Annotated in this window: 10 protein-coding genes; 7 read left to right on the top strand and 3 right to left on the bottom strand. The window is 38.8% G+C overall.

Going from position 1 to position 13,169, the window contains the following annotated elements; all coding sequences use genetic code 11:
- From LC419_RS16015 to LC419_RS16005, 3 genes are all read right to left on the bottom strand, one after another.
- Nucleotides 1-1,308 (bottom strand): DUF5690 family protein, encoded by a 1,308-nt coding sequence (locus LC419_RS16015; protein WP_223608305.1) that lies wholly within the window; start codon nt 1,306-1,308, stop codon nt 1-3.
- A gap of 10 nt (nt 1,309-1,318) precedes the next feature.
- Nucleotides 1,319-4,144, bottom strand: a complete 2,826-nt coding sequence (locus LC419_RS16010; protein WP_223608304.1) for a TonB-dependent receptor — start codon at nt 4,142-4,144, stop codon at nt 1,319-1,321.
- A 474-nt stretch (nt 4,145-4,618) separates the two neighbouring features.
- Nucleotides 4,619-5,188, bottom strand: coding sequence for a helix-turn-helix domain-containing protein (locus tag LC419_RS16005; RefSeq protein ID WP_223608303.1), 570 nt, complete (start codon nt 5,186-5,188; stop codon nt 4,619-4,621).
- 153 nt (nt 5,189-5,341) lie between these two features.
- On the opposite strand from LC419_RS16005, the gene LC419_RS16000 reads away from it, so the two are divergent.
- From LC419_RS16000 to LC419_RS15970, 7 genes are all read left to right on the top strand, one after another.
- Nucleotides 5,342-6,049 (top strand): response regulator transcription factor, encoded by a 708-nt coding sequence (locus tag LC419_RS16000; RefSeq protein WP_223608302.1) that lies wholly within the window; start codon nt 5,342-5,344, stop codon nt 6,047-6,049.
- A gap of 3 nt (nt 6,050-6,052) precedes the next feature.
- Entirely contained in the window at nt 6,053-7,453 is a 1,401-nt protein-coding gene (locus tag LC419_RS15995) for a HAMP domain-containing sensor histidine kinase (protein WP_223608301.1), read from the top strand.
- Nucleotides 7,454-7,791: 338 nt separating this feature from the next.
- Nucleotides 7,792-8,313, top strand: a complete 522-nt coding sequence (locus LC419_RS15990; protein ID WP_223608300.1) for a hypothetical protein — start codon at nt 7,792-7,794, stop codon at nt 8,311-8,313.
- Nucleotides 8,314-8,345: 32 nt separating this feature from the next.
- Entirely contained in the window at nt 8,346-9,173 is an 828-nt protein-coding gene (locus LC419_RS15985) for a YoaK family protein (protein ID WP_223608299.1), read from the top strand.
- Nucleotides 9,174-9,628: 455 nt separating this feature from the next.
- Nucleotides 9,629-11,425 (top strand): DNA mismatch repair endonuclease MutL, encoded by a 1,797-nt coding sequence (mutL, locus tag LC419_RS15980; protein ID WP_223608298.1) that lies wholly within the window; start codon nt 9,629-9,631, stop codon nt 11,423-11,425.
- 3 nt (nt 11,426-11,428) lie between these two features.
- Entirely contained in the window at nt 11,429-12,157 is a 729-nt protein-coding gene (locus tag LC419_RS15975; protein ID WP_223608297.1) for a rhomboid family intramembrane serine protease, read from the top strand.
- Nucleotides 12,158-12,202: 45 nt separating this feature from the next.
- Complete coding sequence (locus LC419_RS15970; RefSeq protein WP_223608296.1) at nt 12,203-13,156, top strand: endonuclease/exonuclease/phosphatase family protein; 954 nt, start codon at nt 12,203-12,205, stop codon at nt 13,154-13,156.
- Nucleotides 13,157-13,169: the final 13 nt, after the last annotated feature.

Raw genomic sequence — 13,169 nt, 5'->3', positions numbered from 1 at the left:
TTATTTTAATTTATAAAACTTCGACGGATCGAAATTGATGAATTGATTAGAGTTTGAATTCGGTTTTGCCTTTTTTTTGAAAGCTAAAAAAGCAGTGACCGAAAGAATAAGAACGGCGGCTGTAATGATATAATTCAAATGAATATAAAAATTAAGCCACGAAGTCTGCGCAGAACCGAAGTTCTTATACAGCAGGATCAGTACACTTCCAAGATATCCGAAAGAGTCTACCGTGTAGATCAGGAATCCTACATTTCCTTTGATATCAAAAGCGGCAATCATCCTGTCAAAATAAATTCCGTTGAAAGGAATATAGCAGATGTACATGCCAAAACCTGAAATCACCATCCACAGAAAAGGGGATAATAAACCACTCTGAAATAAATAGGTTGATAATCCTACCGTCAGAATCCCTCCAAAAAGGATGTAATGGTAATAGGCAAACGCTTTTTTATTGTTTTTCACTTTCACCATAAAGCTTAAGATAACAAGCACCATGATGGCAATCGGAATTTCCGTGAGGGTAAAAATAGAACTGTCAAAACTAAAATGCAGACCATCCCAGATCTCTCGGTTGAAATTATCCCTGAAATCCCTTAAAACCGTTAAACAGACATACAGGAAAATGACACACACAATCGGAATAAAAAACCTGCGGATCAGCTCCTTTCTTTCTACACGGACCAAAGGCTGTCTTTTGTTTTTAAGAAGAATATCCTCTTCCGTGGGTTTTGGAATTCTCTCCAAAAGAAGAGCGAAAATAATCAAGGGAATAACGAAAGCCAATCCGGTGCAGAACGGCATCCAGAATTCTGAAACAGGGAAAGTATCCATGATAGACTTCCCGACCGATTTTGTAAATCCTGAAGAAACTACAAAGCTTGTACACAGGAAAAGTCCGATGATTTCAGTGGTTTTCCGGCCTTCAATATAAGAAAACACGATTCCCCAGATCATTCCCAACGGAATCCCATTGATAAACATGAAGACGATATTGTAAGGAGCGGGAACGGCTGCAAATCCCAGTAAGGCAAGCTCAGCCATTCCAATGAATGCCAGTAAATAGACGATCCTTTTTTCAGGTTTCAGCTCTGAAATAAATTTGATCCCGATGAATTTCGAAATGAAATACCCCACCGCCTGAGCAATGATGATCAGGATTTTATAATCAACCCCGAAATAGGCGAGTCCTTCAAATGAAGCTACTGTAAAAGGTTTTCTGAAGCCGTACATGCAGAAGTAAACACCGAAAGCAGCCAGGGCGGCCTTCAGTGTTACTAATGTTTTTTTATGGATACTTTGTGCCATTGATGATGGTTTAGAAGTTCAGTTTTATTCCAAGGTTACATCGTACTCCGTAATATTCTACCTGTTCTGGACGGTCTTCATTTTTTCCGAAATGATAGATCAACGGCTTATTCAGGATGTTGTTCACATCTGCATAGAGCATCAGGTGTTTTGTGAACTGGTATGATCCTCCGAAATCTAAGCTGCTGTATTTCCCATAATAGGAATCATTGATATCGTCTTCCGCATATTCCACGGCGTATTTTCCTTTGTAATTATAAGCCAGTCTTGCATTGAATCCCTTTTTCTCAAAGAATACCTGAACGTTATACAATTGCTTGGCCTGATAAGGAAGGGCTACCTTTCTTCCGCTTGGTTTTTCCATTTCCGAAGTCATGAACGTTGCATTCAGCTGGGTTCCGAAATACTGAAGAAATCCCGGTAAAAAGTCGAATCTTCTGTTGATTCCAAGTTCAAGACCTCCAAGCCATGCTGCGTTTCCGTTATTGGGTGCGGTAAACTGTACGCCTGTCATTCCATTGTAGTTTCCGATGAAAGAATCCTGGAAAATAGGGTCTGTGATGGATTTATAGAAAACACCTCCGCTTACGATCCCGACATTGGAGAAATAATATTCTCCCATCAGGTCGAAATTCAGTGAATACGTTGGGTTAAGGTTCGGATTTCCGCCTTTGAACTCATTGTCTGCTTCGCTGTATGTTCCGCCCGGTGTGATATCCCCGAAGTTCGGTCTTGAAAAAGTTCTCGTTGCTGCAAAGCGAAGATTGGTTTTATCGTTCAAAGCATATTTAACGTGAAGCATCGGAAGAACTGCCAGATATTTTTTGGTGTGCTCAACGGGTGTCAGAACATCTTCAACCATATTGTATCCTTTTACTCTTGTATTGGTATTGGATAATCTGATTCCTCCTAAAATCGTTATCTTGTCACTTAGTTTATACGTTCCCATTCCGTAAGCATCAGCATGCTTTTCAAAAACATCAAAGTTTCTTCCTAAGGCTTTATTGTATTCCAACGCTTCAGAATCGGTAGGATTGATTTTCAGATTTCCCTGGTTCTGAATCCAGAATTGATCCATACCTGTGGTAGAAAGGACCGGTCCGAAAGTGTTCCCGAAATGGGCATTCATTTCACTTAAATATTTAGGTCCGTTCGGCTGTGTGGTGATATAGGGAGCATAATCAGAGAGAAGAGGAGCTGTTCCGCCGTTCCAGTTATAGAAAATATCGGAGAATCTGGCATTTCTTTCTTTGTCTCTGTATTTGAATCCGTATTTTAAAGTCAGCTTATCCGATGCATTGATCTCATGATTGAATGCAGCAACGATTTTATCTTTTTCCTCAACAAAAACTTTGTAGAATTCAAGGTCTGTAAATCTCATCTGCGAAGCATCCATTTTAAAGCCCGGATCACTGTAAAAACCAAATAAAGCATCAGGATTTTTATAGTCTAACTTTCCTCCATCTGCTTTCCAGTAAGCTCTCGGCCCGCTTCCGTGGTTGGAAATATAATCAGGGTTAATGCCTACTCCGGACTGCGTATATTTAATGACATAATAGGAATTGTTCTGCTTGTCAGGAATGTTTCCGTACTTAAAACGGTTGTCATAATAAGATAGATCCCAATCGATTTTTCCTTTATTTAAAGTATGAATTCCACCTAAGGATACAGAAGTAAGCTCCGTGATCAGTAAGTTGTGGATATTCTGAAGTTCCACTCTTGCGGTATTATTCGCAGAGCTGAATTTATCAAATCTGATTCTGTGCTTGTAATGCGTTTCATCATCGGAAAGTGTTCCGTACATTCCTTTTACATAGAATGTGTTTTTTGGAGAAAGGACGTATTCAAAGGCTGCATTCACACCCGTTGTTTTTCTTACTCCGTTGTAATCGCGGAGCTCCATTCGGAAAACACCTTCGTCACCACTTCTTCTCGCTTCAAAATTATCGGTAGACCAGTTTCTGATAAAGTGCGCTATATTGAAAAGGTATCCGAATTTTTTATCTTTTGTTCGGCCTCCGTAAAGAAGTCCAAGATTGTAAACACCTTTGTCAGCTTTCGCATTGTAGCCGCTTCCCAGCGTAGCTTTGAACTCCGTTTTCATTGGAGGAGTCTTTGTAATAAAGTTGACACCACCTCCGATTCCGTCTGCCTCCATATCTGGGGTAAACGACTTATTCACATGGACATAGGAGATCAGTTCGGTAGGGAAAAAGTCAAATGCTGTTGCTCTGGAAGTGGTTTCTTCCTCTGCAGTAGGCAACCTGTTACCGTTGATGGTGGTTGATGCCCAAAACGGCGGAAGCCCTCTTAGGGAAACAAATCTTCCTTCACCCTGATCTCTCTCGATGGAAACGCCCTGAACCCTCTGAACGGTTTCTGCCGCATTTCTGTCCGGAAGTTTTCCGATTCCGTCTGAAGCGATAACGTTGGTAATATTCACCGCGTTTTTCTGAAGGTTTAGAGCTCTGGCTTCTGTATTTTTCAGAGTTCCGGTCACCACAACTTCGTCGATGTTTTTTCTCTGTTGGGATAATTTTATAGAACCTAAGTCTACAGTTTCTCCGGGTTTCACATCTACATTGATGTCTGCTGTCTCGTAACCGATATAGCTTATCTGTAAATTATACTGACCTTCTTTGATATCATTCACCGTGAATTTTCCATCAATATCTGTAGCGGTATTTTTTGATAAACCTTTTATTTTGACCGACGCGCCGGGAAGGGGTTGGCTGTCATCAAAAACAGTTCCTATAATTAACTGCTTCTGCGCTGACACAAAAAAGATCAAACAGACAAAAGCAAGGGTAAGTAATTTCTCTAATTGGGTCCTCATTTTTACATATATTAAATTTTCAATGCAAATCAAGCTAATAATTTTAATATATATAAATATTTTGTATTAAGTATTATTTAACAAATCAGGGCAATTTGTTACTTGTATTTTACTTTATTCCGCTTTGGGAAAATCAAAAATAAAATAATAAATAGTGCTTAAACCCCTTTATTATAGAGCGTTTTGTTTTAATTAGCGGAGCATTTCTTAAATGAGGGTTTTGGACAGAGAACGTTCTTGCAGTTAACATAACGTTAATTTTAGGGGTAAACAAAAAACTGGAAAGTTTACAAATAGTAAACTTTTTGCTTCAATACATAAGAAAAAGAAAAATTATTTAACCATGTCAAGGTTCAAAACATTGACATGGTTAACAGGACCGCAAGAACCTTAGAAGGTCCAGTTTCCCTGACCGTTATTGTTGAAAATAAGGCGTCCTTAAATGTAAAACTTTGCGTTTTAAAATATTCAGTACTATGCTGTATAAAAGTAAAGAACAAGCATAATACAGCTTTCATTGCTGATGCTTACTGGAACGTGTGGAAATTTTCCGTTAAAATAAAGAGAGTCGCCTTCTTTTAAGATGATTTCTTCATTATCGATGATATATTTTACTTCGCCTTTCAGGATATATTTAAATTCCCAGGCATCGGTGATCACCTTTTCCCTTTTGGAATTCGGCTCAATGGTCAGTAATACCGCTTCAAAACCTAAAGAGTGCAGGCTTTTGCTGAAGATGTGCATATATTTGAATCCTTCAGCTTCCACTTCTTTTTCGATAACCTGTTGGCTGTCTTTGGGAAGATAAATGAATTTAGCGCTGGATTTTTTTTCTACGCCTTCAAAGAAATAACTGGCATCGATCTCCAGAGACTGTATCATATCCAATAGGACAGGAAGTGAGGGAATGGTTCTTCCGTTCTCGATTCTGGACACAAGGCCGTTGCTTACATTGGCTTTGGAAGCCAATTCATTGATGGTTAAATTATTCTTTTTTCTGATATCCTTCAATCTTTTACCGATACCTATTAAAAAATCATTCATAGTGTTTGCAATTTAACCTAAATTAAGTTCCTTCATTGGGGAGACGAAAAGCAAAGTTAATATTATTCTATATAGCTTTGGCCAACTCCCGGATCAATTCACTGAAAATTGTTATTGAAATTTTTCCCTATTTTTGTGAAATTCCTTATTTGAATGAAAAAGATTATCCTCATTGAAGACGAAACCAGCGTTGTCTCTTTTATAAAGAAAGGACTTCAGGAAAGCGGGTACGAAGTTTCCGTAGCCTTTGATGGCCGTACCGGTGTACAGCTGGTGCAAGCCAATGATTTCGATCTGGTGGTTCTGGATATTATGCTGCCGGAAATGAATGGTCTGGATGTCTGCAAAGAGATCAGGAAAACCAATCAGCATGTTCCGATTTTGTTTTTGACCGCACTGGGAACTTCTGAAAATATTGTTCTTGGCCTGGAAAGCGGAGGGGATGATTATCTGGTAAAACCTTTTAAATTCATTGAACTCGTGGCGAGGGTAAAATCTCTATTGAGAAGAAGTAATGGGGTAAGTCCTCAGGAAATTGCCGAGCCAGAACCGGACAATGAACATGTGTTTCAGTTTTCAGACCTGATGGTGAATGATTATACGAAAAAAGTGACGCGCGCCGGAGATGAAATCTCACTGACTTCCACTGAATATAAACTCTTACTGTATTTCCTGAATAATCCTGAAAAAGTAATTTCCAGAGCTGAAATCCTGGATGCGGTTTGGGGCGTGAACTATGAGCTGGGAACCAATGTAGTAGATGTTTACGTAAATTATTTAAGAAAAAAACTGGACAGTCACGATGATAATAAATTGATTCACACAGTGATAGGAATGGGTTATGTAATGAAAAAATCTTAATGGATGTTTAATAAAGTTGTCACAAATCAGACCAAAACAATGGTGCTTTTAATGCTGGTATTTACTGCCATCATTCTGCTTTTCAGTGGGTTGGTTTATTTTTCGATTGTCAACTTTTCACATCAGAGGTTTTATGAGCTGCTTAAGATCCGTACAACGACGATTGTTCAGATTGAAAAAAGCAAAGACCATCTGGATCTTCCCGAAAACTATATCCTCAATAGCCTGAACGATGAGGAGCTTCCGATGGAAAGGGATTATGTTTTTGCGGTTCCTGCAGATTCCAATTTCAAAAAGATCTCACAGGAAGTCCATATTCCGGATTATTTTTTCAAAAGTATTGTCAGAAAAGGGGAGTCCAATTATAATGATAAAGAATTTTATTATATCGGGCAGACCTTTAAATATGATGATAAAGAATATATAGCGATCGCTTCTGCTAAGAATCATTATGTGATCTATTATCTGGGGTTTTTAAAAAGAACATTGATAACCTGTATTGTACTTTCCCTGTTCTTCAGCATGATCTTTTCTTTTTATCTGTCTAAAACTCTATTCAGACCGATATTAAAGATTACCGGAAAAGTGAAAGAGATCAGCTCCGAGAATCTTCACCTGAGACTGGAGGCGCAGCCTGACAATAAAGAACTGAATGAGCTGGTAGATACCTTCAACGGAATGCTGAACCGTATCGAAACTTCATTTGAAACCCAGAATCACCTGATCGGAAATGTATCTCATGAACTGAGAACGCCCCTGACCTCAATTATGGGCGAAGCGGATGTGGCTCTTTCGATCAACAGAACGGCAGATGAATATAAAGATACCTTAGAAATTATTCTTGACGAAGCTGAAAAGCTGGATAAAAAGATCAAAGCCTTACTGATGATCGCTCAAACCGGTTTCGACGGGAAGATCCAGAAAATGGACAAAGTAAGGATCGATCAGCTGCTTTGGGACGTGATCGAAACACTCAGAAAGATTGATTCAAGAAATAATATCTACCTGGATATCAGTATGCTTCCTGACAATCCTAAAAAATTAAAAGTTCAGGGTAACGAGCAGCTGCTGCATCTTGCCGTAGCCAATATCATTAACAACGGTTGCAAATATTCTAATTTTCAGCAGGTAAAAGTTTCACTGGGCGCCACAGATACCGATGTCTACATCATTGTAAAGGATTTCGGGATCGGAATTCCTGAGGTGGAGATGAACAAAATTTACGATCCATTCTTCAGAGCTTCCAATACCAAAAACTACGAAGGCTACGGAATCGGACTTCCACTGGCAAGAAACATTGTACGGATGCACCACGGCGAACTGATCGTTAGTTCTCACGAAAACCAGGGAACCACTGTACAGATGCGTTTTCCTAATTTCTACAGTACGAGGCCCGAGAGTTAAGGCTGAGACTTAGGTTCAGATATGGGTTTCGGGTCAGAGGGTTTGAGAGTAGTGCTGGTTGCTAGTTACCGGTTGCTGGTTATTGAGTTCATATTTAATATCTGAAGTCTTATATCTTGATTCTTGGCTCTTGTTTCTTATAACTTTTTACATTCTTAATCTCCTCCTTATCCTTAAAGTCTCATGTCTGAAATCTGACATCTGAGGTCTTCACTTATTTCCCTTTATGTTAACAGCCATTAACAATATTCTAATCTCATTTTAATCTCTTTAATCACATTTTAATTCCATTCCAAAGGGCTTCTAATCTTGCCGCTTTAGTTTTGTATCATCAAAATATGACAACAAACCTAAATCTAAAAGATATGACCAAAACAATTTTAATCGCCACGGATTTCTCTCTTGAATCACTGAACATATTAAAAAAAGTACTGAAAGAGAAAGAAGCATCGGAAGATCAGAATCAATATAATGTTCTTTTGGTTTCAGGATATGAAGCCGGAGATTCTATCAGAGATCTTCTTTTCAATACCAAAAGCACCATTTTTAATAAGATCAGACCACAGGAGTTTTGTGATGCTTACGGAATCATCAGAAACAAATATCCTCACCTGGTCAATAAGATCATCTGCGATATTTTCACGGGAAGCTTTCAGAGAACCTTCAATAATTACGTGAAAGTAGAAAATATAGAGGAAGCTTACTATTCTCCGTCTATTAAAAGTAAGGGCAAAGGAAAATTTGACATAGCTCCTTATATCAAAAAATGCAAAGATCTGCAGGTTCAGGAAATCAAAGTGGAAATGCCTGAGAGACTTCCGGAAAGAGGAAGACTGGCGGAGATCTTTGTAGAGGTCTAAAAAATTCATCAACACCATAAAAAAGAATAAAAATGTTAAGAAATTATAGTAACAGCCGAACATTGGGAGACAATATCAGATTGGGGACGCTGACTGCATTTACTGCAGGTACTATAAATATTGCGTCTCTGTTAATTTTTCTCTCTTTTACCTCCAACGTAACAGGACACTACGCCATATTGGCGGCGGAAATAAGTAAAGGAAACTGGTCGCAGGTGGCTGTGGTAGGAGCATGGATCTTCCTGTTCTTCTTCGGAAGCTTTGTGTCTAACTTCATCGTCATCAACTTCAATAAAAAGAGTAAATATTTTGCACACTCTATGCCGATTGTACTGGAGATCATATGCTTATTATTTGTAGGAATATACGGACAGTTTTATTACCAGAAAACACTCGAAGAAACGGAATATCTGGTAGCGCTGATGCTTTTTGCAACCGGGCTTCAGAACGGGCTTACCGCGAGTATCTCTAACTTCTCAGTGAAAACAACTCACCTGACGGGTACCACCACTGACCTTGGAATCCTGCTTTCCATGTTTACAAAAAAGAAATATAGAAAGAGCGGAGAACTGATTGCAAGAGCAAAACTGCTGACGAGTATTATGGCAGCCTATGTTTTAGGAGCAGTGTTCTCAGGATTGACGTACTATTATCTTGAATTCAGGGTATTTTATGTGATCAGTCTGTGTCTTTTGATTGTCATCGGGTATGATGCCTACAAAATTCATATCAGACACTTTAATACCAGATACCGCTACAGCAGGATTTATAAGAAACCGAATATATTAGCTTCCCTGTACGATAAAGTACACGGAATCCCAAAAAGAAAAGAAAAAAGAACGCTTGTTTTTGATGAATAAGCCGTAAAGAAATAAAGTAAATATCAGTATTATTTTTGTGTAAACTAGCTGTGAAACACCCCTTTTCGATGGTAGAGAAGGGGTGTTCTTCTTCAGTTGAAAGAACGTTATTTTCTTGTTGAACGCAAAGGTTGATATTAAAGCGTTTTATTTCTAAGTCTTCAAAAGATGAATCAATCAAAAATTGATTCGATGAAGCGTACATATAAAACTGTCGCTTAGTCAGTGGCGAAGCCACATCTCTTTGTTCAACTTAAAATTAGAGCAATTCATCATTAAACTTTGCGTTAAAAAAAGGACATCCTCCTTTCAATGTTTTTTTCCTCCATCAGGGATAAAAACAGAACCGGATGGCAAATTGTGATTAAAATGTTGATAATTAAATTTTAATTCACGGTTTTATTGTTTTAATTCCCGTTTCCATTGACTATTTTTGTAAGTTGATTAAACGTTTTATGTCAGATATTATTCAGCTTTTACCGGATCATGTAGCTAACCAAATTGCGGCAGGAGAAGTGGTGCAGAGACCTGCATCCATTGTGAAAGAACTTTTGGAAAATGCTATTGATGCGGAAGCGTCCAAGATAGAATTGATTATCAGGGATGCCGGAAAAAACCTGATCCAGGTGGTGGACGACGGTAAAGGAATGTCTGAGACTGATGCCAGGATGGCGTTTGAAAGACATGCTACGTCAAAAATCAAAGGAACGGAAGATATCTTTAAGATCTCTACCAAAGGATTTAGAGGTGAGGCACTGGCTTCTATCGCTGCGGTTTCCCAGGTTGAACTGAGAACGAAGCAGAATGATGCGAAGATTGGAACCAATATCTACATTGAAGGAGGGGTATTTCAGTTTCAGGACCCGATACAGACGGCAGACGGATCTAATTTTCTGGTGAAAAACCTGTTTTATAACGTTCCCGCCAGAAGAAAATTCCTTAAAAATAATAATGTTGAATTCAGACATGTCATCGATGAATTCCAGCGTGTTGCTCTGGCTCATGAAAATCTGGAGTTTTCCCTTTTTCACGACGATGAAGCGGTTTTCAGACTGCGGAAAGGAAGTCAGATGCAGCGTATTGTAGATGTTTTCGGACGTAAATTGCAACCACAGCTGATTCCTATCAAAGAAGATATTATCTGGTGTAAACTTCATGGATTTGTTGCCAAACCTGAAGGCGCTAAAAAATCGAGAGGGGAGCAGTTCCTTTTCGTGAACGGAAGATATTTCAGAAGCCCATATTTCAATAAGGCGGTTCAGGAAGCTTTTGAAGGATTGCTGCTACCGGGATATGTTCCTACATTTTTCCTGTATCTGGAAATGGATCCGGAAAAGATCGATGTGAATATCCATCCTCAGAAAACAGAGGTGAAATTTGAAGACGAGCACCTTATTTTTGCCCTGCTTCGTTCTACCATCAAAAGATCTCTGGGAATTTATAACGTTTCTCCAAGCCTGGATTTTGATAAAGATCCGGAAATGGATGCAATGATGAATAAGCCTTTTCCAAGCAAAGGAAACAGCGGTGGGGGTATGATCAAGATGCCGGAAATTATCGTAGACAAAGACTATAATCCGTTTATTGAAGAGAGAAATGTACGTCCGGAAGAGATCCAGAACCTTACGGAAATGTACCATCAGAATATGACGGCAGAACCTTCGAAGATCAATTTATTTGAAGACGAAGATTTCGATGAAGACCTGATGAGGTTGCCGAACGGCTACTGGTTGTTCAACAAAGGAGATGTCACCCTGATGCTGGATCTTGGAAGAATGCACAGACTGGTCGTTTCCGAAAACAATAAAACATCAAGGAAAAACAATATCAATGTGAACCCTAACAGCCATGCTTTGCTGTTTTCTCTGGAGTACCATATGAACGAAATTGAGAAGAGTAAATACAATTCTTTCAAGAAATTTCTTCCGGAACTCGGGTTTGACATGAAAATTGCACATGAAAGCGTGCTGAGAATAGATGCACTTCCCGAAGGGCTGAAAGAAACCCAGGCGATGAAGTTCCTGGAGAATCTTTTTGAGATCCTGGAATATAAGACTGAAGAGGAATTTATGCAGTTTTATCTCAACCAGTGGAATAAAATGCATTCGAAGTCAAGGTTCGATTTTATTTATAAGAAAGATGCGGAACAGGTCATCAAAGACTTTACAGCTTTAGGCTTTCCGGAATTTTTACCGGATGGCAAAAGATGTTTTTATGAAGTTCCGTTTAATGATTTTAAAAACAAATTTTAAAAAATGTTTAACAATATACCGCCCATCACAAGGAATATAATCATTATCAATGTGATCGTATTTGTTGGTACGTATTTTCTCGGAAATCAGGTCATCGGTTATCTTGCCGGGTTTTATCCTTTTTCTCCGTTTTTCCATTCATGGCAGATTATTACGCATATGTTTATGCATGGAAGTATTATGCATATTTTGTTTAATATGCTGACACTATACAGTTTCGGGCCTATTCTGGAGCAGACGCTGGGAGAAAAAAAATATTTGATCCTCTATTTTTTAAGTGGACTTGGAGCTTTTTTCCTTTTTAACCTATGGAATTTTGTTGAAGCTCAGCAGCTAACAAGTGAATTGCAGCAGCTTGGATTCAACGTAAATGCTTATTTATCCGGAGCAAGTGTAGGATTTAGTGGAGATGCAGCATCGGTTCTTAAGCAGAAAGAACTGGTGGAAAGCTTTAAAGCGATTGTGGCCACACCCATGGTAGGTGCTTCCGGAGCTATTTTTGGAGTGGTAGCTGCCTTCGCAACTCTTTATCCCGACTCAAAAATCATGATGATGTTTATCCCGATTCCGATCAAAGTTAAATATCTGATGCCTCTTGTTATCGTAGTTTCTATATACCTTGGTGTTTCCGGAAACGGGGGAGGTATCGCACACTTGGCACACGTTGGAGGCGCCCTGGTTGGTTGGATTCTTGCAAGGATATGGAAAAAACACCTGTATAGGTTTAATTAGAAAAATTCTGTGAAAGTTTTCCGTCTTATAATATTAATCCTGCACGTGGGCGTATTATTCCTGCTGTTGGGTACTTTGTTGAATGCATATGTTCCGCCTAAAATATTTCCGTGGTTCAATCTGCTTTCTTTAGGGTTTCCTGTGCTGATTATGATATACGCAGTATTCACTGTTTTCTGGCTTTTCTGCTGGAAAAAAAGAACCTTTGCATTTATGCTGGCTGGACTTCTCTTTATGGTTCCTGTACAGAGATGGATTAATTTCACCTCAGATAAAAAAGAAACGGCAGACCTGAAAGTAATTTCTTTTAATGTGAAAGCCGGTTTGCTGGGTAAAGATGCAGTTAATGAATACCTGAACAGTGCTGGTGCCGATGTGGTTATGCTGCAGGAATCGGGAAGTAAAATTTCGGTCAGAGGAATGGAGGGTAGTGGTGAGAATGGAGTACTGAAAGTCTTTTCAAAATATAAAATTATAGACTCTAAGGAACTGATCAAAAGTGATTTTGAAAGCAATAATGCTTATGCTTCCCAAACGGATATTGAAATTAAAGGAAAAATATACCGGTTTATCAATATCTACCTTGAACCTTTTAAATTTGAAAAAGGGATGATCAAAATGGATGGTCTCAAAGAAGAGGATGAAAGGAAGATGAAAAATATCGTTAAAAGACTGATTCCAGTTTTTAAAAAACATCAGGATCAGGTTGATATTATTCAGGAAAGTATTGAAACATCACCTTACCCCGTTATTCTTGCCGGCGACTTTAATTCTGTTCCGAATTCCTACGAATATTATCACTTGTCCGATGGTCTTGAAGACGCCTTTGTAAAAGCAGGAAAAGGGAGCGCAACCAGCTTCCATGACTACAAATTTCCGATCAGGATTGATTACATTTTCAGCTCAAGAACCATACGTCCGGTGACTTATAAAGTAGACCGAACTGTAAAGCTTTCAGATCATTATCCGGTGATCGGAACATTTTCACTAAAACATTAATAATCATAAAATT

The organism is Chryseobacterium sp. OSA05B (genome assembly GCF_019970065.1).
Classification (GTDB): Bacteria; Bacteroidota; Bacteroidia; order Flavobacteriales; family Weeksellaceae; genus Chryseobacterium.
The sequence above is the reverse complement of the archived record's forward strand: the minus strand, read 5'-3'. Positions and strand labels throughout refer to the sequence as shown.

Excerpts from the sequence above, each read along its gene's own strand:
- LC419_RS16015 (WP_223608305.1), bottom strand. The coding sequence starts at position 1,308 with ATGGCACAAAGTATCCATAAAAAAACATTAGTAACACTGAAGGCCGCC.
- LC419_RS16010 (WP_223608304.1), bottom strand. The coding sequence starts at position 4,144 with ATGAGGACCCAATTAGAGAAATTACTTACCCTTGCTTTTGTCTGTTTG.
- LC419_RS16005 (WP_223608303.1), bottom strand. The coding sequence starts at position 5,188 with ATGAATGATTTTTTAATAGGTATCGGTAAAAGATTGAAGGATATCAGA.
- LC419_RS16000 (WP_223608302.1), top strand. The coding sequence starts at position 5,342 with ATGAAAAAGATTATCCTCATTGAAGACGAAACCAGCGTTGTCTCTTTT.
- LC419_RS15995 (WP_223608301.1), top strand. The coding sequence starts at position 6,053 with ATGTTTAATAAAGTTGTCACAAATCAGACCAAAACAATGGTGCTTTTA.
- LC419_RS15990 (WP_223608300.1), top strand. The coding sequence starts at position 7,792 with ATGACAACAAACCTAAATCTAAAAGATATGACCAAAACAATTTTAATC.
- LC419_RS15985 (WP_223608299.1), top strand. The coding sequence starts at position 8,346 with ATGTTAAGAAATTATAGTAACAGCCGAACATTGGGAGACAATATCAGA.
- mutL (WP_223608298.1), top strand. The coding sequence starts at position 9,629 with ATGTCAGATATTATTCAGCTTTTACCGGATCATGTAGCTAACCAAATT.
- LC419_RS15975 (WP_223608297.1), top strand. The coding sequence starts at position 11,429 with ATGTTTAACAATATACCGCCCATCACAAGGAATATAATCATTATCAAT.